General features: G+C 56.7%; 21 protein-coding genes. 16 read left to right on the top strand and 5 right to left on the bottom strand.

What is annotated here, in order from left to right; translation table 11 throughout:
* Positions 1–12: 12 nt before the first annotated feature.
* A complete protein-coding gene (locus HMPREF2847_RS10145) occupies positions 13–1,452 on the bottom strand; it encodes an MDR family MFS transporter (protein WP_246822002.1) in 1,440 nt (479 codons plus the stop codon).
* A gap of 215 nt (positions 1,453–1,667) precedes the next feature.
* Between HMPREF2847_RS10145 and dapB the strand changes: the two genes are divergently transcribed.
* From dapB to HMPREF2847_RS10090, 11 genes are all read left to right on the top strand, one after another.
* Positions 1,668–2,420 carry a 4-hydroxy-tetrahydrodipicolinate reductase gene (gene dapB / locus HMPREF2847_RS10140; protein ID WP_083327376.1) on the top strand — a complete coding sequence of 251 codons (753 nt, stop codon included), beginning with the start codon at positions 1,668–1,670 and terminating at the stop codon, positions 2,418–2,420.
* A gap of 20 nt (positions 2,421–2,440) precedes the next feature.
* Positions 2,441–3,193, top strand: a complete 753-nt coding sequence (thyX, locus tag HMPREF2847_RS10135; protein WP_070852317.1) for an FAD-dependent thymidylate synthase — start codon at positions 2,441–2,443, stop codon at positions 3,191–3,193.
* A gap of 58 nt (positions 3,194–3,251) precedes the next feature.
* Positions 3,252–4,157: a 4-hydroxy-tetrahydrodipicolinate synthase gene (dapA, locus tag HMPREF2847_RS10130; protein WP_069358743.1), complete on the top strand. Its 906-nt coding sequence runs from the start codon at positions 3,252–3,254 to the stop codon at positions 4,155–4,157.
* A complete protein-coding gene (locus HMPREF2847_RS10125) occupies positions 4,157–6,256 on the top strand; it encodes a ribonuclease J (protein ID WP_070601530.1) in 2,100 nt (699 codons plus the stop codon). The genes dapA and HMPREF2847_RS10125 overlap by 1 nt, the downstream gene beginning before the upstream one ends.
* An 89-nt stretch (positions 6,257–6,345) precedes the next feature.
* Positions 6,346–6,963 carry a TIGR03085 family metal-binding protein gene (locus tag HMPREF2847_RS10120; RefSeq protein WP_070429436.1) on the top strand — a complete coding sequence of 206 codons (618 nt, stop codon included), beginning with the start codon at positions 6,346–6,348 and terminating at the stop codon, positions 6,961–6,963.
* 105 nt (positions 6,964–7,068) lie between these two features.
* On the top strand, positions 7,069–10,365 hold the full coding sequence (locus HMPREF2847_RS10115; RefSeq protein ID WP_070852396.1) for a DNA translocase FtsK: 3,297 nt from the start codon (positions 7,069–7,071) through the stop codon (positions 10,363–10,365).
* A 235-nt stretch (positions 10,366–10,600) separates the two neighbouring features.
* Positions 10,601–11,734: a TerC family protein gene (locus tag HMPREF2847_RS10110; protein ID WP_070767353.1), complete on the top strand. Its 1,134-nt coding sequence runs from the start codon at positions 10,601–10,603 to the stop codon at positions 11,732–11,734.
* Between the two features lie 31 nt (positions 11,735–11,765).
* Positions 11,766–12,332, top strand: coding sequence for a CDP-diacylglycerol--glycerol-3-phosphate 3-phosphatidyltransferase (gene pgsA, locus HMPREF2847_RS10105; protein WP_069358740.1), 567 nt, complete (start codon positions 11,766–11,768; stop codon positions 12,330–12,332).
* A 24-nt stretch (positions 12,333–12,356) separates the two neighbouring features.
* The gene (locus HMPREF2847_RS10100) at positions 12,357–12,899 is read left to right on the top strand and encodes a CinA family protein (protein ID WP_070767354.1); all 543 of its coding nucleotides are present in this window, start codon (positions 12,357–12,359) and stop codon (positions 12,897–12,899) included.
* A 123-nt stretch (positions 12,900–13,022) separates the two neighbouring features.
* On the top strand, positions 13,023–13,385 hold the full coding sequence (locus tag HMPREF2847_RS10095) for a helix-turn-helix domain-containing protein (protein ID WP_370523079.1): 363 nt from the start codon (positions 13,023–13,025) through the stop codon (positions 13,383–13,385).
* A 140-nt stretch (positions 13,386–13,525) separates the two neighbouring features.
* Positions 13,526–14,353 carry a PspA/IM30 family protein gene (locus tag HMPREF2847_RS10090; protein WP_070601528.1) on the top strand — a complete coding sequence of 276 codons (828 nt, stop codon included), beginning with the start codon at positions 13,526–13,528 and terminating at the stop codon, positions 14,351–14,353.
* Between the two features lie 5 nt (positions 14,354–14,358).
* Here HMPREF2847_RS10090 and HMPREF2847_RS10085 read toward each other — a convergent pair whose 3' ends face one another.
* The 3 genes from HMPREF2847_RS10085 to HMPREF2847_RS10075 are packed head-to-tail and all read right to left on the bottom strand — an operon-like array spanning position 14,359 to position 16,319.
* The gene (locus tag HMPREF2847_RS10085) at positions 14,359–14,979 is read right to left on the bottom strand and encodes an energy-coupling factor transporter transmembrane component T family protein (protein ID WP_070601527.1); all 621 of its coding nucleotides are present in this window, start codon (positions 14,977–14,979) and stop codon (positions 14,359–14,361) included.
* On the bottom strand, positions 14,976–15,677 hold the full coding sequence (locus HMPREF2847_RS10080) for an energy-coupling factor ABC transporter ATP-binding protein (protein WP_070852316.1): 702 nt from the start codon (positions 15,675–15,677) through the stop codon (positions 14,976–14,978). The genes HMPREF2847_RS10085 and HMPREF2847_RS10080 overlap by 4 nt, the downstream gene beginning before the upstream one ends.
* Positions 15,678–15,710: 33 nt before the next feature.
* The gene (locus tag HMPREF2847_RS10075; RefSeq protein ID WP_070601525.1) at positions 15,711–16,319 is read right to left on the bottom strand and encodes a biotin transporter BioY; all 609 of its coding nucleotides are present in this window, start codon (positions 16,317–16,319) and stop codon (positions 15,711–15,713) included.
* Between the two features lie 88 nt (positions 16,320–16,407).
* On the opposite strand from HMPREF2847_RS10075, the gene HMPREF2847_RS10070 reads away from it, so the two are divergent.
* The 5 genes from HMPREF2847_RS10070 (at position 16,408) to HMPREF2847_RS10050 (ending at position 21,097) form a co-directional block, all read left to right on the top strand.
* Positions 16,408–16,641, top strand: a complete 234-nt coding sequence (locus tag HMPREF2847_RS10070) for a DUF3046 domain-containing protein (RefSeq protein WP_083327366.1) — start codon at positions 16,408–16,410, stop codon at positions 16,639–16,641.
* Between the two features lie 304 nt (positions 16,642–16,945).
* On the top strand, positions 16,946–18,049 hold the full coding sequence (gene recA, locus HMPREF2847_RS10065; RefSeq protein WP_070852315.1) for a recombinase RecA: 1,104 nt from the start codon (positions 16,946–16,948) through the stop codon (positions 18,047–18,049).
* Between the two features lie 43 nt (positions 18,050–18,092).
* The gene (locus HMPREF2847_RS10060; RefSeq protein WP_070852314.1) at positions 18,093–18,701 is read left to right on the top strand and encodes a regulatory protein RecX; all 609 of its coding nucleotides are present in this window, start codon (positions 18,093–18,095) and stop codon (positions 18,699–18,701) included.
* Between the two features lie 106 nt (positions 18,702–18,807).
* On the top strand, positions 18,808–20,355 hold the full coding sequence (gene miaB, locus HMPREF2847_RS10055) for a tRNA (N6-isopentenyl adenosine(37)-C2)-methylthiotransferase MiaB (RefSeq protein WP_070852313.1): 1,548 nt from the start codon (positions 18,808–18,810) through the stop codon (positions 20,353–20,355).
* Positions 20,348–21,097 (top strand): Rv2732c family membrane protein, encoded by a 750-nt coding sequence (locus HMPREF2847_RS10050; RefSeq protein ID WP_246822001.1) that lies wholly within the window; start codon positions 20,348–20,350, stop codon positions 21,095–21,097. Before miaB ends, HMPREF2847_RS10050 begins: the two co-directional genes overlap by 8 nt.
* 167 nt (positions 21,098–21,264) lie before the next feature.
* On the opposite strand, the gene HMPREF2847_RS10045 is transcribed toward HMPREF2847_RS10050, so the two are convergent.
* Positions 21,265–22,629 carry a DUF349 domain-containing protein gene (locus HMPREF2847_RS10045; protein ID WP_070852312.1) on the bottom strand — a complete coding sequence of 455 codons (1,365 nt, stop codon included), beginning with the start codon at positions 22,627–22,629 and terminating at the stop codon, positions 21,265–21,267.
* Positions 22,630–22,755 lie beyond the last annotated feature (126 nt).

Raw genomic sequence — 22,755 nt, 5'->3', positions numbered from 1 at the left:
GGGAGGGGGGGATTACTGCAATGCGATCTTCTTCCGCTGCGGCTTGAGCAGCGTGGTCAGGAAGATCAGCACCACGCCAAGACCCGCGGCGGTAAACATCGCAATGCTATAGCCGCGAATCAGGTCGTCGGTTGCAGGAGCTGCTGCACCAGCGCCGGAAAGACCCGCGGCAATGACAGTCGACAGCGCGACAAAAAGTGCAGTACCAACCGCGCCTGCAACCTGCTGCAGCGTGTTCAGGATCGCTGAGCCATCCGGGTAGAGGTTCTTGGGAAGATCGCCAAGGCCGAATGTGAACAGTGGAGTAAACAGCAGCCCCAAGCCAATCTCAAAGACGATGTGGCAGGCGACAATCCACCACAGCGGAGTGGACGCCGAGATAAAGCCGAGCCCGAAGAGACCGAGGGCGAGAACAATAGAACCAGGGATTGCCAGCGGACGCGGACCGTAGGTGTCGAAAAGGCGGCCAACAGTCGGACCCATAAGCCCCATAATCAGCGGGCCGGGCATCACAATTAGTCCAATGGTCTTGACATCAACACCGCGCAGGTTGAGGTAGAGCGGCAGAATGATTATCACACCGAACATCAGCATAAAGCCGAAAGTCAGGATGGTTGTGGACAGTGTGAAGCTCTTGGTACGGAAGGTCCGAAGGTCCAGCAGAGCTCGGTTTCGTGGTGCCAAGCGGCGCTGACGCATGATGAAGAGCACCAGTAGCACGATTCCGGCTGCGCAGAGGATTCCGTCGATAAGCGAAAATTCGGCACCCACACGGCTGAGCGCATACACGAGCGGACCGAATGCGCCTGCGCTGAGGAACACCGAGAGAATATCGATGGGCTTGGCGGAGTTTTCCTCGATGTTGGGCACGAGGATGACGCCGACCACGAGCACAAGCAGGCCGAGCGGCAGCATCGTGTCGAAGAGCGCATGCCAATTGTTGTTTGCAATCTCCAGAATTAAACCGGAGACTGTCGGACCGATAGCGGGTGCGACGGCGATGACTATGCTCATGCGCCCCATCATGCGACCGCGCTCATGTTCCGGTACCACATTGAGAACCGTGGTCATCAGTAGTGGCAGCAACACTGCGGTGCCGGAGGCTTGAACAACGCGTGCGAGCAGCACGATTGCAAAACCTGGCGCGAAGGCGCCAATGAGAGTGCCTACGACAAATAGCCCCTGGCTGATCGCGAAAAGAGTGCGGAAGCGCACTGAGGCAATGAGAAATCCAGTGATTGGAATGACAACAGCCATGGTCAGCAGGAATGACGTTGTCAGCCATCCGGCAGTCGTTGCGCTGATGTTAAGGTCCGCCTTGACGACGGGAATTGCGACACTCATGACCGTCTCGTTCAAGATAGCCATAAATGCCGCAGCTAGTAGCACATAAATGGCCATGTAAGCGTTTTTCGGCGCTTTGGCCTGTGCTGCTTCCGAACTTGGGCTCAATTCGGAATCTTCAGATTCAGAAACCAAGAGAAGTCACTTTCTAGATATAGGTACTGAAATAAGTAATTTTCTAAGATGTTGCGGCTTAGCGCAAGAAAATCCCCATCGTAAGCCGACAAAACGGCAAAGCCGACGGGGGCATTGGCACACAAGTTGCCCAACACATTCTAAGGTAAGGGATAGAGATGAACCCGTTGGGAAAGGACAAGAGAGCTGTGAGCAATATCAAGGTCGGCGTACTTGGCGCCAAGGGTAAGGTAGGGTCCACCATCTGCGAGGCAGTTGAAGCCGCCGACGATTTGGAGCTGGCAGCGGGTCTCGACTCGGGCGATGACCTGAATGAACTTGTCACGGCTGGTGTGCAGACCATTGTTGACTTTACTCAGCCCGACGCTGTGATGGGCAATCTTGAGTTCTGCATTAAGAATGGTATCAACGCCGTCGTGGGTACCACGGGCTTTACCAAGGAGCGCCTCGATCAGGTGCAGCGCTGGCTTGACGACGCCGACGGTGCCGCCAATGTCCTTGTTGCACCGAACTTCGCAATCTCCGCGGTATTGACCATGAAGATGGCAGAGCTAGCCGCTCCGTACTTCGAGTCCGCTGAAGTTATCGAAATGCACCATCCTTTTAAAAAGGATGCCCCCTCGGGCACCGCTATCCACACTGCTGAGGCTATTGCCCGTGCTCGCAAGGAAGCAGGCATGGGGGAGCAGCCCGATGCCACTGAGCAGACTCTGGATGGTGCTCGCGGCGCCGATGTCGAGGGCATTCCGGTACACGCAGTACGCATGACCGGTTCGGTGGCTCACGAGACCGTTATCTTCGGCGCTGAAGGACAGTCGCTCACCATCAAGCAGGACTCCTACTCGCGCACCAGCTTTGTGCCGGGTGTGCTGCTGGGCGTGCGTAAAATTGAGGATTTTCCGGGCCTGACTGTGGGACTGGAGCCGTTCCTGGGACTGTAATTGCCAGGAGTTCACTGAAAATGTCTGAAAACGTCACTCTCAAGGCGCAACTGATTGCCTCGACCAATTTCTTCCCACCTGAGGACATCGACTTTGATACCGATGCCGACGGTGGGGAAGCATTAATTGAGTTCTCTGGCCGGGCTTGTTATGAAACGTGGGACAAGCCCAATCCACGGACATCGACCAATAGGGGCTATCTGCGGCATGTGCTCGAGGTAGGCCACACCTCACTTTTTGAACACGCAAGTGCAAGCATCTATGTCCGTGGGCTGTCGCGCTCGTGTGCACATGAACTCACACGGCACCGTCACTTTTCCTTTTCGCAGTTGTCGCAGCGGTTTGTGCCGACCAGTTCCAACAATGTTGTAGTTCCTCCCGCAATTGCGGAGGACCCGGATCTGTTGCGAGTTTTCGAAAGCGCGGTTGATCAGTCCCGTTTCGCCTATGGTGAGTTATTAGACGCACTGGAAGAGAAGTGGGCCGATGAGCCCAACGCTATCTTGCGGCGAAAGCAGGCACGCCAGGCAGCCCGGGCGGTTTTGCCCAATGCCACCGAAACTCGAATCGTGGTTACTGGTAATTTCCGGTCTTGGCGCCACTTCATTTCGATGCGTGCGACCGAGCATGCCGATGCTGAAATTCGGGAGTTGGCAGTGGCATGTCTGCGGGAGCTGCAGCGCTGCGCTCCTGTTGCTTTTGGGGATTTTGAGATCAACACTCTGAAGGATGGGTCGGTCGTCGCGTCGAGTCCTTACGCCTTCGAGGGGTAATCGCACGTACAGTGTGAAGATATAGTCGATTGAGATTTTTAAGAAAAGGTAGTCAACAATGAGCACAGGAATTGCGTCAACTCGCGGTGCTGACATTTTCGGCACTGTCGCCGTAGCTATGGTGACCCCTTTTGATAAGGACGGAAGCCTCGATGTCAAGGCAGGTGTGCAGCTCGCTGGGCACCTTGTAGACGGCGGCTGCGATGCACTCATTCTGGCCGGTACTACTGGCGAGTCGCCTACTACGACCGTTGAGGAAAAGCTTGAGCTTCTCCGAGCTGTCCGCGCAGAGATGGGCGATAAGGTCAAGCTTGTGGCCGGTGCCGGTACCAATGACACGGCCGAGTCTATTGAGCTGGCAAAGGCTTCTGTGGAAGCGGGCGCGGATGCGCTGCTCGTCGTCACGCCGTATTATTCCAAGCCGTCCCAGGAGGGCCTGTACCGCCACTTTACGGCGGTGGCCGACGCAACCGAGGCTCCGGTGTGCCTGTATGACATTCCGCCCCGTTCGGTTATTCCGATTGAAGTTGATACCATTTACCGGTTGGCGGAGCACCCGAGAATCCAGGCTGTTAAGGACGCCAAGGGAGACTTGGGAGCTGCCGCCGGCATTATCGCTAATACTGATTTGGCGTGGTACTCCGGTGACGATGTGCTGAACCTTCCGTGGCTGTCGATTGGCGCCACCGGGTTCATTTCCGTTATTGGACATGCAGCCCCGCAGCTGCTGGCCGAGGTGCGCTCTTGTTTTGACAAGGGTGACCTTGCTGGTGCGCAGGCAGCCCACGCGAAGATGACTCCGCTGTTTGCCGCTCAGGCTGCACTTGGCGGTGTAAGTTTTGCTAAGTCCGCTCTGCGTCTGCAGGGCATTGAGATAGGAGATCCACGCTTGCCGCAAATTGCAGCAAATGACCAGCAGCTTGAGGTGCTTGAAGAAGCTATGCGGAAGGCAGGTGTTCTGTAGTGGCTGAAGGACGCAATCGCGCCCGCAAGGTAACTCGTAAGGCCGGTCCGCCTTCCGAGTCTGACGTGGCTGCAGCAGAGCAGTCCAAGAACTCTGCATCCAAGGGCTCCGACAAAGGTCGAGCTAACTCGAACGGCTCGAAGTCCTCGCAGCGTTCCGAGCGCTCTGAGCGTTCTAGTGATCGTAAGAACGCCGGCAACGCTAAGAAGTCCCAAGGTTCGTCGAATTCTTCCAACCGCGGTTCTCGTGGTGGTCGCGGTGGCCGTGGCGGTAACCGCGGAAATAATTCGCGGGGTGGCCGTGGCGGGCGTGGCGGCAACCGTCGTAACGTAGTGCAGTCGATGCAGGGTGCAGACTTGACGCAACGTCTGCCCGCGCCGCCGAAGGCCCCCAAGGACGGTCTGCGTGTGGTCGCGCTGGGTGGTATTTCCGAAATCGGTCGCAATATGACCGTGTTGGAGTACAAAAACCGACTGATTATCGTCGACTGTGGCGTGCTGTTCCCGAGCTCGGATGAGCCGGGTGTTGACCTGATTCTGCCTGACTTCTCCTACATGGAAGACAAGTGGGATCGCGTGGAAGCTCTCGTGGTCACCCACGGTCACGAGGATCACATCGGTGCTATCCCTTGGTTGCTCAAGCAGCGCGCGGACATCCCGATTATTGCTTCCCGCTTTACCTTGGCACTGATTCAGGCCAAGACACAGGAGCACCGTCAGCGCCCGAAGGTCATCGAGGTCAACGACACCAGCCACATTCAGCGTGGTCCGTTCGATCTGCGTTTCTTCAACGTCAACCACTCGATTCCGGAGTGCCTTGGCATCGTCATTAAGACCGGAGCTGGCATGGTTGTCCACACCGGTGACGTGAAGATGGACCAGACCCCGCCGGACGGAAAGCCGACTGACCTGCCGGCGCTGAGCCGCTACGGTGATGAGGGAATCGACCTCTTCTTGTGTGAGTCCACCAACGCCACAATCCCGGGCTTCTCCGGTTCCGAGGCGGAGTTGGCTCCGACCCTGCGTCGTCTGATTATGGACGCAAAGCAGCGCGTTATCGTTGCGGCTTTCGCGTCGAATGTCTACCGCGTTCAGGCTGTTATCGATGCAGCTGTCAAGGCTGGACGAAAGGTCGCGTTCAACGGCCGCTCCATGATTCGCAACATGCGTATCGCGCAGGAGTTGGGTCTGCTGACCGCGCCAGAGAACACCATCGTGGAGATGAACGAGGCCGCTCGCATGGCGCCCCACAAGGTCGTGCTGGTGACTACCGGTACGCAGGGTGAGCCAATGGCTGCGCTGTCTCGCATGGCCCGTCGTGAGCACCGTCAGATTACCGTCCGTGATGGCGACCTGATTATCCTCAGTTCTTCGCTGGTACCGGGTAACGAAGAGGCGGTCTTCGGCGTTATCAACATGTTGGCCCAGATTGGTGCCACGGTTATCACTGGCAAGGATGCCAAGGTTCACACCTCCGGTCACGGGTTTGCTGGCGAGCTGCTGTTCCTCTACAACGCAGCCCGTCCGTCGAATGTCATGCCAATTCACGGTGAGTGGCGCCACATTCGTGCCAACAAGGAACTGGCTGTGTCCACTGGCGTGAAGCCAGAAAACGTTGTCCTCGCTCAGAACGGTGTGGTTGTCGACCTCGTTGACGGCCGCGCTCGTGTAGTTGGCCAGGTTCCGGTCGGTAACCTCTACGTTGATGGCGTCACCATGGGTGACGTCGACGCTGACGTGCTGGCAGACCGTGCTGAAATGCGTGAAGGTGGTCTTATCACCGTCACAGCCGTCATCGATAACCGCACTGGTCGTCCGTTGGAGAAGCCGCGGGCTCAGGCTCGCGGTTACTCGGACGACGCCAAGGAAGTGCTCGCAACCGTCGAGCAGGTCGTTGACGATACTCTCTTTGACCTGGCTGGCAGTGGCGAGAACAATCCATACCGTATGGCTCAGGAAGTTCGTCGCCGCACCGAGCGCGTCATTAACCAGAAATGGCGTCGCAGTCCGATGGTTGTTCCGACCATCGTGCCGATGTCCTCAGAGGCAGCCGAAGAGGTCACCGATGAGGAAATCAAGGAGTCGCGCGAAAGCATCTAAGTTTCTAGAGCGTCGTTTAGCGTAAGAGCCCGCATCCACCTAAAGCCGTGTGGATGCGGGCTTCTCCGTGCCTGGTCTAGTCTGGAGCTATGACTTTTGCTGAACGGGAACGTGAAGACCTAGCTAATCTACTGCTCAGCGTCGGCCCCGACGCACCGACCTTGTGCGAGGGCTGGACAACCCGGGATTTGGCCAACCACCTTTACATTCGCGAAAACCGTCTGGATGCCGCTGGCGGGATGTTCGTCAAGGCGCTTTCGGAACGCCTCGTTGCTGTTACCGCTGAGGTCAATCGAATGCCCTACGTCGAAGTGGTGGGGAAGTGGGGCAGTGGTGCTCCGCGATGGAATCCAATGAACTGGGCAGACCGCTATGTCAACACTGCGGAGAACTTCGTTCACCACGAGGACGTCCGTCGTGCCCAGGAAGGTTGGACCGTTCGTCAGCTGCCACCCTCCGGAGTTTCAGACCTGTGGCGCCTGGTCACTACTGCCGGCCGTATGATGTTGCGCGGTTCGACCTCGACCGTGGTGCTAATGCGCGACGACGGGGTTGCGGTGACCCTAATCGACAACAGTGCTAAGGGTGCTCCGGTTGTGACTGTCCGCGGAAGCGTCGGGGAACTGGTGTTGTGGCTCTATGGCCGTGACGAGGTACGCGTCACCATCGACGGCGACGAATCGGGCATCAAGCGCAACAGCCTTTAAGATCACGTTCTCAGTTCTGGACAGTCGTGGCAGCCCGCCTGTTAAACAATGACACGCGTGTGACTAATGTGAAAACGATCCGGTGTTAGCTGTAAGGTTATGGTCATGTCTGCGACCAGCCGAACCAGAACTGACAATCGTCGTGGATCTTCCCGCTCTGCGGAGACAGATGCCACGCGGCGATACCCCGTGCACAGTGCCACGGAGGAATTCGAGCGCACTCCTAGCGCCATGTCGTTCGTGGGCAATAGCTTGGCCAGCGCCTGGACTGAAACTGCCCGCGGCGTGGCCGGTCTTGCCCGTCGGGTAGGCGGTCGCAAGAATAAGCGAGATGAAGAGGAGAATATGTCGCGGCGCGAAAGTGACGCCGATTTTTCGACGAAGCCCCGTAGGAAGCGTCGTAAAGCAGCTAGCGGCTATGACGATGTAATTGAACCGCCGGCACCGGCCTCCGTGCCAGCTGACGAGTTCGACGCAGACTTCGATGAGGGTGGCGAACCGGGATCGAAGGATGGCCTCGCACTACTCGTGCTGGCGTTGGCGATTGTGCTCGCTGGCTCGACATGGTTCCACCTGGCAGGGCCAGTGGGGGAGTTCATTGAAACGGCAGTGCGCACGCTCATTGGTATCGGCGCTTTTGTACTTCCGGTGCTGCTCGGTGTTGTTTCCGTATTAATGATGCTGGATGCTATGCCGCGCCGTGAACGTCTGACACCTACCATCACTGGAGCTTCGCTGATCGTGGTGGGGCTGCTCGCAATTGTGCATATCGGCTCGGGTCGTCCTGCGGACTGGCAGGGGCGACGTGCAGCTGGTGGCGCAATTGGTGGTTATATCGGTTCGCCGCTAGCAGCCGGGTTTACCTCGTGGGTCGCCGTGGTTTTGTTGCTGGGTATCGTTTTTTACGGCGCTTTGGTGCTCTCTGGCGCGACGGTGCGCCAGCTTATCGATGCCACTAAGGAATACTTCAACTTTTCCGAGTGGTCTTCGCGTCGTGCCGGCGACGAGCCGGAATCGGACGATCCCTACGGCAATGTCGATGACATGCTGGAACGTCGTGCGAGCTGGGATTCCGATACCGCATATGCCGATGAGGACTTTGACCAGCCGACGCAGCTAATTGAGCGTCGCCCAAGCCACAGCAGCCGCACGCAACATTCCTCGTCTCGTTCGACCGATCGCTCTGCTTACCGAGCGCCTCGTCGTGGCGCGGATAGCCGTATATCCGCACCCGAACCCGCGCCTTACGACGAACCGGATACTGACGGTAACCTCTACGATCTTTTGGACGAAGAGCCGCAGAGGAACCGACAGGCTCCGCGACGTGCCCGTCAGGTTGAGGATGTCGACTACGACTCGGCAAAGACCACAGTGTTCGATGTCCGGAATGGGGCACCGCACTCCAATCGAGTTTCCCCAGTGGAGCCGGCGTTTCCGGCAGCTGAGTACGTGGAGGAAGCTCAGTCGGATGCAGTACATCGCGACACCGCTGAGACAGAATCGACTATTCCAGCTGTCGGGGGCACGAACTACCACGCTGTCGACGAGGATTATGACGAGTACTCCGAGTACCCGACGCAGGAGGCTGCTGCAGCTAATAACAGCGAACGGAATCGTGTTTCCGATTCCCGAGCTCCGAAACAGCCCGCTGTTCAACCTGAGGCCGTAGAGCCGGCGAGCGCGCCGCAGGGAGAGTCGTCTGTCGATGATTCGCGGGATGCAGTGTCTGAGGCTACCCGCCGCACAATGGATGCCATTGCCGCTCGTTCTGGTATCGATGCCTCTAAGATTCCGGCCACAACTCCGAAGTCTGAATTGGAAAAGGATGCCGAGGGTACTTCCGGTTCGTCGGCACGCACGCCGGAATCTGACTACCACCTGCCATCGACTAATTTGTTGATTCCAGGTGAGCGTCCCAAGACACGTACGGCGACGAACGACCGCATGATTGAGGCGATTACTGAAGTATTCGCAGAATTCAAGGTCGATGCTGCGGTGACTGGTTTCTCTCGCGGTCCGACGGTGACTCGCTACGAGGTCGAGCTTGGCCCGGGCGTGAAGGTCTCGAAGATCACGAACCTGCAGTCCAACATTGCCTACGCGGTAGCGACCGACAATGTCCGCTTACTGACTCCGATTCCGGGAAAGTCGGCCGTTGGTATCGAGGTGCCGAACAACGACCGTGAGATGGTTCGGCTTGCCGACGTACTCAACGCGCCCAAGACCGTTGCGAACGATGACCCGATGCTGATCGGTCTCGGTAAGGATATTGAGGGCGAGTTTATCTCGCACTCCATCCAGAAAATGCCGCACCTTCTCGTTGCCGGTTCGACCGGTTCGGGTAAGTCCGCGTTCGTAAATTCGATGTTGGTGTCGCTGCTGACTCGTGCGACCCCGGAGGATGTCCGCCTGATTCTGGTGGACCCGAAGATGGTCGAGCTGACTCCATATGAGGGGATTCCTCACCTGATTACGCCAATCATCACTCAGCCGAAGAAGGCCGCGGCGGCTCTGCAGTGGCTGGTTGAAGAGATGGAACAGCGCTACATGGACATGAAGGCCGCCCGCGTCCGTCACATCAAGGACTTCAACCGTAAGGTCAAGTCCGGTGAGATTACGACCCCACTTGGCTCGGAGCGCGAGTACCGTCCGTACCCGTACATTGTCTGTGTCGTTGACGAGTTGGCAGACCTGATGATGACCGCACCCCGCGATATCGAAGATGCGATTGTGCGCATCACGCAAAAGGCCCGTGCCGCCGGTATCCACTTGGTGCTGGCTACGCAGCGTCCGTCTGTGGATGTGGTCACCGGCTTGATTAAGACGAACGTGCCATCGAGACTGGCATTCGCTACCTCGTCGCTCACGGACTCCCGCGTCATTCTTGACCAGGGCGGTGCTGAAAAGCTCATTGGTATGGGCGATGGCCTGTTCATCCCACAGGGTGCAGGCAAGCCGCGACGTCTTCAGGGGGCCTTCGTCACAGACGAAGAGATTCAGGCAGTAGTCGATGCAGCTAAGGCGCAGGCCGAGCCGGATTACACCGAGGGTGTCACGGAGGATAAGAGTGCTGAGGCTGAGCGCAACATTGACCCCGATATCGGAGATGACCTGGAAGATTTGCTTCAGGCAGTCGAGCTGGTGGTCACCGCACAGCACGGGTCGACCTCGATGTTGCAGCGCAAGATGCGAGTCGGTTTCGCCAAGGCCGGTCGACTGATGGATCTGATGGAAACTCGCGGAGTGGTTGGACCGTCAGAGGGATCTAAGGCACGTGAGGTGCTGGTCAAACCAGAGGAGCTCGAAACCATTAAGTGGATGATCAAGGGCGCAAACCCGGAGGATGCTCCTAAGGAAGAAGTAAACGTAGTCGACGCTGATCCGAATCAGTCTATGGCGTAGGACGACCCAGCCTTACCGCCGTTTCTGATTGCGTGTATAGTCGGCACACGTGGAGGGGAGTATCCCCGGTAAAAGTGGATGTTTTCCGCTAGCCCGTGACGGTTATCGTCAGCACGGATTGGACGCACAGACTCGTCTTGCGCACATCGAATCCCGGTGCCGTCACTTTTGCCACTATGGCAGAAGCAGGAGAGACCTCCGGTTCATGTTCGCACGACCGGAGGTCTTTTTTAATATGCATGTCCCCGCATTGGTATGGATTATCACCATTGTGGTCGTCATGGGTTTTATCGCCTTTGACTTCTATGCACACGTTCGCACGCCGCATAACCCAACTATGAAGGAAGCCGGCATCTGGACCGCTTTCTACGTAGTCTTGGCATTAATTTTCGGCGGAATGGTGTGGTTGTTATGGGATCACCACCGAGGCATTGAGTTTCTATCGGGCTATATCACCGAAAAGGCGCTCAGCGTAGACAATCTATTTGTCTTTGCACTCATCATCGGCGCATTCAAGATTCCGCGCCAGTACCAACAAAAGGTTTTGCTGTTCGGTATTGCGATGGCGCTGGTATTCCGAGGCCTGTTCATTTGGGCTGGTGCGGCAGTTATTGCCAAGTGGTCTGACGTTTTCTACCTGTTTGCAATCTTCCTGATTTACACGGCTATCAAGACGGTGTACGACGAAGCCGTCGATAAGCCGGAACCCGATCCGTCGGATATGAAGCTGATTCAATGGCTGCGTCGAATCGTCCCAATTTCGGACCATTACAACAAGGACAAGCTGACCGTTAAGGAAAACGGCAAGCGTTACTTGACTCCACTTGCCATCGCGCTGGTGTCCATCGGTTTTATCGATGTGATGTTTGCGTTTGACTCTATCCCGGCTATCTACGGCCTGACGGATGAGGCATATATTGTCTTTACTGCAAATGCCCTTGCTCTCATGGGTTTGCGACAGATGTACTTCCTGCTCAACGGTCTGCTGGATCGCTTGGTGTACCTGGCTTATGGCCTGGGTGTCATCCTTGCCTTTATTGGTGTGAAGTTGCTGTTGCACGCACTGCATGAAAACAACCTGCCGTTTATCAACAGCGGTGAGAACGTGTCGGTGCCTGAAGTATCGACCTGGGCGTCGCTGGCGGTCATCGTCATCGTTCTGGTGGTGACTGTCCTGGCATCGTGGCTCAAGATCAAGCGTGATGAAAACATGGGTGCGATTGCCTTTCCGCGTGTTCACCACGATGATGATGGAAGCCGCGATGGCCTCGGCTCTCACGCTTCCTCTACTTCTGTCAGTGAGGGGTCAGCGTCGGCCGGCAGCGAAACTAACGGTTCACACACCGGTAAGAACGAGCCTGGGCGTTAATCGAACACGATTGTGAGATAAGGTAACAACTGTGACTGCTCCAAGTGCTGATACAAGCCGTGTTTCCAACTGGAACTTGCCAAATTTCCTGACCGTGCTTCGCATCCTCGGAGTACCGGTGTTCCTGTGGGTACTTCTTCAGGAGGGCGGCGAAGCCACCAATTGGCGCTGGTGGTCGTTTGTCGTATTCGCGCTTCTGATGGCGACTGACAAGTTGGACGGGCACCTCGCACGTAGCCGTAACCTCATTACCGACTTTGGCAAGATTGCCGATCCGATTGCCGATAAGGCTCTAATGCTGGCTGCGCTGATTGGTATGAACATCATCGACATTCTGCCGTGGTGGGTGACTGTCATCATCGTGATTCGCGAAGGTGGCATCACCATCTGGCGTATGTTCGCACTGCGTCAGGGGCGTGTTGTTCCGGCTTCTCGGGGCGGCAAGATAAAGACGGTTCTGCAGTCTGTAGCAGTGGGGCTCTTCCTGATGCCAGTGGACTGGTTGTTCTGGCCGTCCTGGATTGTGATGATTGCCGCCATTGTCGTCACCGTCGGTACTGGTATCCAGTACATTGTGGATGCGCGAAAGGTCTCGTAGAGAAATTAAGTGGAGGGTAAAGCTGTGAACACAGTCGAACGCCTCGCCCAGAGCGACGAAAACGCTAACGGTGTCGATGGCGTTTCGCTTCAACTCGTCCAAAAGCTTACGGCTCGTGGCGAGACTTTCGCAGCTGCCGAATCGCTCACCGCAGGTCTTCTCTGCGCCACCGTCGCCTCCGTACCGGGAGCCTCCGCCGTTCTGCGCGGTGGTGTGGTTACCTACGCCACTGACACGAAGGCGTTGCTTGCCGACGTGCCGAAGGATGTATTGGCCACTTATGGCCCGGTGTCCGAATTGACGGCCAGGTATATGGCACTTGGAGCGGCGAATAGAGCAGTGGCGGACTGGGGGATTTCGCTAACTGGCGTTGCTGGTCCAGCGATGCAGGATGGGCACCCAGTAGGTGAAGTCTGGTGTGGCCTGAAGCCACCGGGAGCTTTGTATCTCGACGGGGTAACCGCTGTTAGATTACCGGTGAATGGAGAAGGCACGCGCGCGGAGATTCGTCGTCAAGCGGTGGTATTGGCGTTAGAACTGTTGATGCAGAAGCTCGACAGTGAGTAGAATTTTTGAAAATTGGGAACAGGTCGGCCCTCTAAAACGTTAGAGAAAGTGATGACCAACAATACTGCACTTATGACCATTCACTACCCAGAGGTAGATAGCGCTGCTGCTTTGGCGGCTTCGATGGATGCCACAGCGCAGTCTGCGAAGGTGGCCGTAGCGGGGCAGCCAGGATCAGTTGCAAAGCTAACTGCACAGGATTTGGCGGACCGGGAGGATTCCCGGGAGCCTCTGCTGCGAGAGGCGCTGGGAGAGACCCTGCGTGATATCCGTTCGCGTAGTGGACAGACGCTGCGTGAGCTTTCTGAAAATGCGGCTATTAGCCCTGGATATCTGTCTGAGCTTGAGCGCGGCCGCAAAGAAGTTTCATCTGAGCTGCTGGCGTCGGTATGCGCGGCGCTCGGAGTGACCGTGTCGGATTTGATGATGGAAGCGGCTACAGCGATGGCTCTGCACTCGGCGAGCCCTGAATTGGCAGCGATGTAAAAATGGTTGCGCCGGTAGAAATTTATTCCATTGCTCCGGCACTTAGCACCCGAAGAAGCTCGGCATTAGTTAAGATTGGGTGCGCGATAAGCACAGACCTGTGTTGCGGTAGTTGCATTTAGAAAGGTGTATGGAACGCTATGGCTAATCCATTTGTAAAGCTATGGAATTACTTGATGGCCGCTTTTGATTCCAAGATTGAGGAAAACGCTGATCCGAAGGTTCAGATTCAACAGGCTATCGAGGATGCCCAGCGGCAGCACCAGGAACTATCGCAGCAGGCAGCGGCGGTGATTGGTAATCAGCGCCAGCTGGAAATGCGTCTTAACCGCCAGCTCGCTGAGATTGAGAAACTGCAGGGTAACACTCGCCAGGCATTGCAGCTCGCCGACAAGGCTCGTGCTGAAGGGGATACTGCCAAGGCTACTGAGTACGAGAACGCAGCTGAGGCTTTTGCAGCTCAGTTGGTTACTGCTGAGCAGTCGGTAGAAGATTTGAAGGCTCTGCACGACCAGTCGCTGCAGCAGGCAGCTCAGGCTAAGAAGGCCGTAGAGCGTAATTCCATGCAGCTGCAGCAGAAGGTCGCGGAGCGCGCAAAGCTCCTCAGCCAGCTGGAACAAGCAAAGATGCAGGAAAAGGTCTCCGAGTCCCTGCAGTCGATGAATCAGATTTCTTCGGGTTCTACCCCTAACCTGGATCAGGTTCGTGACAAGATTGAGCGTCGTTACGCTAACGCTCTTGGCCAAGCTGAGCTGGCTCAGAACTCCGTTCAGGGGCGTATGGCTGAGGTAGAGGCCGCAGGCGTTCAGCTTGCTGGGCACACTCGCCTGGAGCAGATTCGCGCAGAAATGAACGGCGGCAACGAGCTCTCTGGTGGCGAGGCTCAGAAGTCCATTGAGGGTAACGCCGCCTCCAGCGTTGATCCTGCAGTCGCTGAGCGCATGCGCCAGCTGCGTGAGGGAAACTAATTCTGCTACTCGCCCTCGCCGCGGGCGATTAGCGAATCGCCCATTGCCTTCGAGCGGTTGATGGTCCGAATGACTACGGGTACGCCGAAGGCGAGGATGGAACCGGTGGTGCCTCGGGCTTTTCGGGCTTCCAGCACCTCGGTAGCGGCCATAACCTGAAGCGGAATCATACGCAGCGTCAGTGATAGCGCGAGCGCGATGGTTTCGACTGGTAGGCCGAAACGGGCGAACGGCCGCATCGCAGTGGTCAAAGTATCCATGATGTCGCTGACGCGGGTCGTCAGCGTTAGCAATATGGCCACTGCGATTGCAGCGAGAAGCGCGAGGAAGGTCGTCAGCGCTTGCTCACCTCCGGCGCGCCACCACAGGAGAAGCGAAAGCAGCGCCAAAATGATGACGGCCCCACGGAGCTGTCGAAAAGCAACCATGGGTGGCACCTTGGCCACCGCATAAGCGAGGGTGACAATTGCCAGGGCAATCGCCCCGCCTAGCCACGTATCCACGAGAATCCCGGTCAGCAACAGAAACGCGATGACGCTGATGAGTTTGGCGGCAGTCGGTAGCCTATGTACAGGTGAATTGTGGTTAAGGTAAAGCCCTAGGGGGACATTGGCCGGATGCATCATAAGCGGCCTTCTTCCGCACGCGTCATATCCCTGACATATCGGTCAATAACTTCCTTTGGCTCCCCGTCGTCGACGATTTCACCCGCGCTTACACGGATAACTCGGTCAAAGTCCACAATAAAGTCCAAATCGTGAGTTACCACGATGACTTGCTGCTCAAGCTGGGCGAAAATATTCCGAATGTGGAGACGGTTGTGCAGGTCAAGAAGCGTAGTGGGCTCATCGGCGATGATGGTCGTGGGGTTGAGAATCAACACGGCCGCCAGAGCTAGTAGTTGTTTTTGCCCACCGGAGAGCAAGTGCGGCGAGGCGTCAGCATGATCGGCAAGCCCAAACCGCTCGAGAGCTTCTTGTACGAGCTGGTTTCGCTGATCTTTTGGCAGTTTTCGCTTGCGAAGTGAAAAGGCAATGTCCTCTGCCACTGTCGGCATCACAATTTGGTTATCCGCATCAGAAAAAATGAAACCGACCTTCTTGCGGATTTCCTTTGCCTGCTTTGCGACATTCATGCCTTCGTATGTGACCGTGCCGCCAGTGACCGCACCCAGGCCGTTGATCAGTCGTACCAGGGTAGACTTACCGCCGCCGTTTTCGCCGATAATTCCAATGCGCTTCTCTGTGAGAGTCAGCGTGGTCGGCTGCAGTATTTGACGTCCCGAATAGTTCGCGGCCGCACGGTCAAAAGTGATGGTGGGCATGGTGCGACTCAATGACCTTTCTGAGTGTGTGGGTTACTCGGCCGTGTTGGCTGCTTCCTTTATTAGGCGATTCTGCTTGCGGTTGGCAGCGTCGGGAAGCAAATCTGGGAAAGCTTGTAGTACTGCCGTAGCGATTAGCGCGGCTACGACAACCTTGGCGACATCGCCTGGAATAAACGGAACGTTCGTAATTAGTGCGTCGGTGAAGCTGAGCCCCATGCGCCAGACCAATCCGAGAGAGCCGAAGAAGTACTGCAATAAAACGCCGGCGAGACCCGCGCCGATGAAGACGGCGATGCGTGGGCCCTTCGCCCTGGGTGCTTGCTGGGCAATTGCTCCGATGACGAAACCGGCAATCAGGTAGCCGAAAATGTAGCCGACCGTGGGGCCTGGGAGCGCGGCCAGGAGTGGCTTCCAACCGGCCATGTTCGGGACGCCCACGAGACCAACGGCCAGAAACAGGGTAGTGGCGAGGCCGCCGCGTTTGAATCCGAGAATCATCCCGGCCAGTGCGATGCCCATGTTCTGTAGAACGACTGGCACGCCTAGTCCGCCAACGGGAATGGCGATACCGCCGAGCACGATGATGAGTGCTGCAAAAGCGGCGATAATAGTGAGATCATACACCTTGGAATTATTCACGGCTTATATCTTAATCCCCGAGGTTGAGCACTGTTCAGGCAGGGGAGTCGCATGCAGTCGTGCAGGAAAAACGGCCAGGTAGGAATAAGTGACAGCTATCTTGTACCTTGGTCTCATGCGATTGGCCGATTTTCACAACTTCGTCAACCACGAATTTGGCCCTCAGCATGGCCCGTGGCTGTTGCATTCCCATGTGCTGATGGGGTACGGAAAAACTCCCGCGGACCTACTCGAAGACGGGGTCGAACCTCGAGATATCTGGTGGGCGCTGTGCAGGGAACATGACGTTCCTGAAGACCGCTGGTACGGTCCCGACGAATAGGCTACGGCGTAGGCGTCGGTGAATGCTTGCCGACGACCCTTGCGTGGCGTTGCCATTCGAACAGGGTTTCGCATATTATCGAAAGTGCTGATGAAGTCAATCCGTCTGATTCGGTATAACTTCCGGGTGTAACCGACAGTAGAGGTGTCGCGGACCAATTTGGAACCAGAACGGTAGATTTCGCGCCTAACTAAGTGTGAGCGAAGTTTCTGTTTTGGATGAAAATCGGGACACGGATTCTCTGAGTACGGCTCCAGAACCCGATACCGTACGCGACAATGACAATGAGGAAGAACAACAAACTATGGCTCGTAAGAAGGCTACGGCTTCGAACCAGGGTAATGATCGCCTGAAGGCGCTCGATGTAGCTCTGGCGAATATTGAGAAGGACTTTGGTAAGGGGGCAGTTATGCGCCTGGGAGACGACAATCGTCCTCCAATTCAGGTTATTCCCTCTGGTAATATCGCTATCGACGTGGCCTTGGGCCTGGGCGGTTTCCCACGTGGTCGTATCGTAGAGATTTATGGTCCAGAATCCTCGGGTAAGACCACAGTCGCACTGCATGCTATTGCAGAGGCGCAGCGGCAGGGAGGTATTGCCGCATTTATTGATGCGGAGCATGCGCTGGATCCGGTCTATGCGCGCAAGCTTGGGGTAGATACGGATAACCTTCTGGTATCCCAGCCAGATACTGGTGAGCAGGCACTTGAGATTACGGATATGTTGGTGCGTTCCGGCGCTATTGACATCATCGTCGTTGACTCGGTGGCTGCGTTGACGCCGAAGGCTGAAATTGACGGTGAAATGGGTGATTCCCACGTCGGTCTGCAGGCGCGATTGATGAGCCAGGCGCTGCGAAAGATGACGGGTGCGCTGTCTAGCACCGGCACTACTGCCATCTTCATTAACCAGCTGCGTGAAAAGATTGGCGTAATGTTCGGCTCGCCGGAGACCACCACGGGTGGTAAGGCGTTGAAGTTCTACGCTTCTGTTCGCTGTGACGTGCGCCGGATTCAGACGTTGAAGGACGGCCAGGATGCGGTGGGTAACCGCACTCGCTTGAAGGTGGTCAAGAACAAGGTGTCGCCGCCGTTCAAGCAGGCAGAGTTCGACATCATCTACGGTGAGGGCATTTCACGTGAGGGCTCGTTGATTGACATGGGCGTTGATAACGGCATCGTCAAGAAGTCCGGTTCGTGGTTTACCTACGAGGGCGATCAGTTGGGTCAGGGCAAGGAAAAGGCTCGTATGCACCTGCGTGAGAATCCAGAAATTGCCCAGGAAATCGAAGTCAAGATTAAGAAGAAGCTCGGCGTCGGGGAATTCGCTGAGGTAGAGGACGAGACCGATATCGATGCCCCTGTCGATGTCGTGCCGGACATCGACTTCGACGATTTGGAAGACTAGCTAGCTCGAGACGTAGTGCCGCGACACATGAAAAGTGAGGACCGTGGAGGATTGCAACGGCCGCGATGTGCGGGAGACTATCGAAAAGCTTGCTCAGCAGATTGCGGAAGCTGACGGTAGTTCGCTCTACGATGCGGGGCGTGAGGAATCCAAGGCTCCGATTCGTGCTAAGGCGCTGCGCTTGCTCGATCAGCGAATGCGTTCCCGCAAGGAACTTGTAGAAAGGCTCGAAGCAGTCGAGGAGTTTCCAACCTCGATGATTGAAGAAGTCGTTGATGACCTGACCCGAAGCGGATTGGTTAATGACGAGCTTTTCGCATCCGAATGGGTGCGGCAGCGCTTTGCCAGTCGCGGTAAGTCGAAGATGGTTTTGAACCGGGAACTGCAGGAAAAGGGTATTGATGCTTCGCTTCGTGCTGATGCGTTGGAGCAGATTACGCACAATGCGGAAGAAGAAGTCGCCCGGAAGCTAGCGGCGAAGAAAGCGGCCACTATTAAATCAGTGGCACCTGGCTTCAACGCCAAGCAAAAGGATTTACGCAAGGTTGTCGGTGTGCTGGCGCGGCGCGGTTTCCCCTCCGAATTGTCCATGAACATTGCTCGGGAACAGCTAGAAAATCGCTACCGAGAACTCGAAGCGGACACAGATTAGCGCCGGTGACACCGCACGCCGGATTATCACGCCGGCGGCGGACTGGTCAGGTTTAAAGGGATTGCTGATTGGGGAAATGGACCATAAACAGCTAACCTAAACTGCCGTGACTACCCCTTCTTTGAACTCTCAGCAGCAGTCTTCGCCTCGCACATATGAGGTACGTACTTTCGGTTGCCAGATGAACGTCCATGACTCGGAACGACTGTCTGGCTTGCTGGAAGAAAACGGTTATGTAGCGGCTGCAGAAGGCGAGAATCCCGATCTGGTCGTTTTCAACACCTGTGCCGTTCGAGAGAACGCGGACAACCGCCTGTATGGCACATTGGGACAGCTCAAGCCAGTCAAGGATGCTCACCCAGGCATGCAGATTGCCGTCGGTGGTTGCTTGGCCCAGAAGGATAAGGACGTCGTCGTAAAGAAGGCCCCATGGGTGGACGTCGTCTTCGGTACACATAACTTGGGTTCGTTGCCAGCACTGTTGGAACGCGCCGCTCATAATGACCGGGCTGAAGTCGAGATTAAGGATGCTCTGGAAGAGTTTCCCTCGGTGCTGCCGGCCAAGCGTGAATCCACTTACGCAGGTTGGGTGAGTATCTCCGTAGGCTGCAATAACACGTGCACCTTCTGTATCGTCCCCAGCTTGCGTGGTAAGGAACGCGATCGTCGTCCGGGAGAGATTCTTGCTGAGGTGCAGGCACTTGTGGAGCAGGGTGTTACTGACGTCACCCTTCTCGGCCAGAATGTCAACGCCTATGGTGTTAACTTCGCAGACCCAGACATGGAACGCGACCGCTCAGCTTTTTCCAAGTTGCTGCGCGCCTGCGGCCAGATTGAGGGGTTGGAGCGTGTGCGCTTTACATCTCCACACCCAGCTGAGTTCACCGATGATGTCATCGACGCCATGGCGGAGACACCGAACGTGGTTCATCAGTTGCACATGCCACTACAGTCCGGTTCCGACCGAGTGCTGAAAGACATGCGCCGTTCCTACCGCACCAAGAAGTTTCTGGGAATTCTGGAGGAGGTTAGGGAAAAAATGCCGGATGCGGCCATTACCACTGACATCATTGTCGGTTTCCCAGGCGAGACTGAAGAGGACTTCCAGCAAACTCTCGACGTGGTGGAAAAGGCTCGCTTTAGCTCGGCGTTCACCTTCCAATACTCGCCTCGCCCAGGAACTCCGGCGGCAACGATGGCGGATCAGGTTCCACCAGAGGTCGTGAAGGAACGCTATGGTCGTCTGCTAGCGCTCCAAGAGCGTATTTCCGAGGAAGAAAACGCCAAGCTAGTCGGCAGCGAAGTCGAGCTGTTGGTAAGCCAGTCCGATGGCCGTAAAAATGCGGAGACTCATCGCATGTCAGGTCGGAGTCGGGATGGTCGCCTGGTGCACTTCAGCCCGTCGGAAAGCGAACCTGGTGTCGTTGACCGAAAGATTCGCCCAGGTGACTACGTGACAGTGCGCGTGACCGACTCTGCACCCCACTTCCTGATTGCCGACTCCGGCGTGCTGACGCACCGCCGCACTAAAGCGGGGGATAATGTGGAGGTCGGTCAGATTCCAACGACCGCTCCGATTGGAGTTGGTCTGGGCTTGCCAAAGATTGGGCGCCCGGAGAAAACGAAGGTAAGTGAGGGATGCGGCTGTGAGTAGCGACAAGGCTTCGCCGGAAAGTGATATGGAATCCACCAGTGAGCAGTCGGTGGAATCCGCGCAGGCACTGCGGGTTCAGGAGCGCAAGGCCGCTGGCGAGCTGGATCTCGGCCGTGCGGTGATTCCGATGATGGTTGCCGTCATCGGCCTTATTACGAGCTTCTTCCTTCCACATTCGGGCGTCGTTTTGGGCTTTGATGTGCTGCTGGATACGGATGTTGCACATCAGTACTTCACGACGCGCCCGGAACGAATTTACTCCATTCTTGTGGTGGTAGGCGTACTGCTGGCTATTGCCACGCTGATTACGCGGACGACGATTCTCGCGTTTGTCACCTGGTTTTTTGCCTGCATTCAGATGGTCTACTCAGTCTTCGCTGGCTGGATGCGCCAGTCTCGTCCACAGGAACTTGCTGGCGAAGGTATTTCCTTTGGCCTGATGCTCGGCATTTTCTGCAGTTTTCTACTGGCCATTTCCGTGACTTTCATCGCTTTCCGACGCAGTAAGGAGCAGCTCGCAATCGCGACGAAACGTCGCAAGCACGCTGACACCGATCCGGTACTGCGAGCGCAGCAGGTTTACCTGCGTGCGGGCCTGACACCGAATACAACTACTGATGTAGAGGTCGTCGACGACCGCCGTGAACGCGCACGCCGACGCAATCGTGGCCAGCAGGGTAGTAGCGCGCACAATGTCTCTCAACGGGCTGGCGAACAGGACGAGCAGATCAGCGACGAGTAGTGAGATTCTTTAACTAGCGCAGTAAGAAAGGGGCTCTCTTCCATTTGAACTACTCCCACTAGTCGGTAACTGATTTCTCAGTCCAACTTTCGGGGACCAGTTCAGAAGAGAGCCCCTTTCTTTTAACCATCCACGCGTTGCCAGAGCATAGCTGAGCCAAGCTTCTGTTAGAGCTCCTTGAGAGTCGCCGCGGCCTGCTCTGCCCACTGTCGCCACTGTTCGGCCTGCTCCCGAGCCTTGGCGGCCTGAGAAGCCTTGCCCTTCGCCTCGAGTTCGGCGGCTTTCTGTTCAAACTCCGCTGCGCGGTCGGCGAACTGCTGGACGCGAGCCTGTGCTTCGGGGTCGGTGCGGCGCCACTGCGAATCGGCAGCATCGGAGACGCGCTTTTCCAGTGCGCCAATGCGGTTTTCATACTCACGCACACGACCACGCGGCACGAAGCCGATGGCCTCCCATTTCTCTTGCAACTGACGAAGTTCGCTGCGAGCGTGCTCGAGGCCCTTGGAGGGATCAATGCGGTCTTCGTATTCAGCCAGTAGTGCGTCCTTGGCCGCGGCGTTTTCCTCGAACTCCTTGTCTCGAGCTTCGTTGACCGCATTGCGAGCACCAAAGAACTCATCCTGGGCGGCCTTGAACTGCGCCCACAGCTTGTCATCGACCTCGCGTGGCGCTCGACCAGCGGCCTTCCACTCTGCCATCAGGTCACGGAAGGCAGCAGCGGTGCCACCCCAATCAGTGGAGGTCTTCAGGGCCTCAGCTCGCTCAATGATGTCCTCCTTAACGCGGCGAGCAGCCGCACGGTTGCGGTCCAGTTCCGCAAAATGGGCACCGCGGCGGCGGTTGAAAGAATCACGCGCGCGGGAGTAACGGCGCCAGAGCTGATCATCAGTTTTGCGGTCGATGCCGCGAATCTGCTTCCACTCCGTGAGAATCTCGCGGATACGGTCGCCGGCGACCTTCCACTCGGTGGAGTTCTCTGCGAGCTCCTCGGCCTCTGCGGCGAGCTCTTCCTTACGTGCGATGGCGTTCTTACGGCGCTCTGCCTTGTCGTGAGCGACTTTTTCCTCTGCGACGTGGGAGGTGGCAATGACCTCTGCAAGGCGCTTATCCAGCGCATCGATATCGCCGAGGACTGCGGCGGTGGAAAGGTTCTCACGCAGTTCAACTGCGTTGTGGGAAATGGTCTTTGCCTCCTGTGGGTGGGAGACTACACGAGATTCCAGTAGCTCGACCTCGGTGGCCAGATCCTCGTAGCGCTTGCCGTAGTGGGCGTAACCCTCTTCTACGGTACCAGCCTGCCAGGAACCAATATTGCGCTCGCCGGCGCTGGTGGTCAGCCAAACAGTGCCGTCTTTATCAATGCGGCCAAACTTTTTTGGATCATTGTGGACGGCATGTGCCACAGCGGCCGACCCCGCAGGCGCTGGAGTAGCTCCAGGGGTCTTACGATGAGCCGGCATTGCGCCTGGTCGAGGTCCGGGACGTGGACCCGGACGTGGACCTGGCTTAGGGGAATTGCTGGTACCGGTCATAGTGGGTAAACCTCTTCCAATCTTCATGCAGAACTGCCGCGCGACACGGCTGCCATCAAACACTTACGGTATGTGCTCGAGTATCCCAAAAATTTTGGCACAGCGCGCGTAACACCGCCGGAATAA

Origin of the sequence: Corynebacterium sp. HMSC074C03 (assembly GCF_001838285.1) — a bacterium.
GTDB lineage: Bacteria > Actinomycetota > Actinomycetes > Mycobacteriales > Mycobacteriaceae > Corynebacterium > Corynebacterium amycolatum.
This window is presented reverse-complemented; position numbering and strand designations above follow the sequence as displayed.

What these genes read in the sequence shown, in the direction of transcription:
- HMPREF2847_RS10110 (WP_070767353.1), top strand. Translation starts at nt 10,601, where the DNA reads ATGCATGTCCCCGCATTGGTATGGATTATCACCATTGTGGTCGTCATG.
- HMPREF2847_RS10045 (WP_070852312.1), bottom strand. Translation starts at nt 22,629, where the DNA reads ATGACCGGTACCAGCAATTCCCCTAAGCCAGGTCCACGTCCGGGTCCA.
- HMPREF2847_RS10120 (WP_070429436.1), top strand. Translation starts at nt 6,346, where the DNA reads ATGACTTTTGCTGAACGGGAACGTGAAGACCTAGCTAATCTACTGCTC.
- recA (WP_070852315.1), top strand. Translation starts at nt 16,946, where the DNA reads ATGGCTCGTAAGAAGGCTACGGCTTCGAACCAGGGTAATGATCGCCTG.
- HMPREF2847_RS10095 (WP_370523079.1), top strand. Translation starts at nt 13,023, where the DNA reads ATGGATGCCACAGCGCAGTCTGCGAAGGTGGCCGTAGCGGGGCAGCCA.
- HMPREF2847_RS10090 (WP_070601528.1), top strand. Translation starts at nt 13,526, where the DNA reads ATGGCTAATCCATTTGTAAAGCTATGGAATTACTTGATGGCCGCTTTT.
- HMPREF2847_RS10115 (WP_070852396.1), top strand. Translation starts at nt 7,069, where the DNA reads ATGTCTGCGACCAGCCGAACCAGAACTGACAATCGTCGTGGATCTTCC.
- thyX (WP_070852317.1), top strand. Translation starts at nt 2,441, where the DNA reads ATGTCTGAAAACGTCACTCTCAAGGCGCAACTGATTGCCTCGACCAAT.
- HMPREF2847_RS10080 (WP_070852316.1), bottom strand. Translation starts at nt 15,677, where the DNA reads ATGCCCACCATCACTTTTGACCGTGCGGCCGCGAACTATTCGGGACGT.
- dapA (WP_069358743.1), top strand. Translation starts at nt 3,252, where the DNA reads ATGAGCACAGGAATTGCGTCAACTCGCGGTGCTGACATTTTCGGCACT.
- HMPREF2847_RS10085 (WP_070601527.1), bottom strand. Translation starts at nt 14,979, where the DNA reads ATGATGCATCCGGCCAATGTCCCCCTAGGGCTTTACCTTAACCACAAT.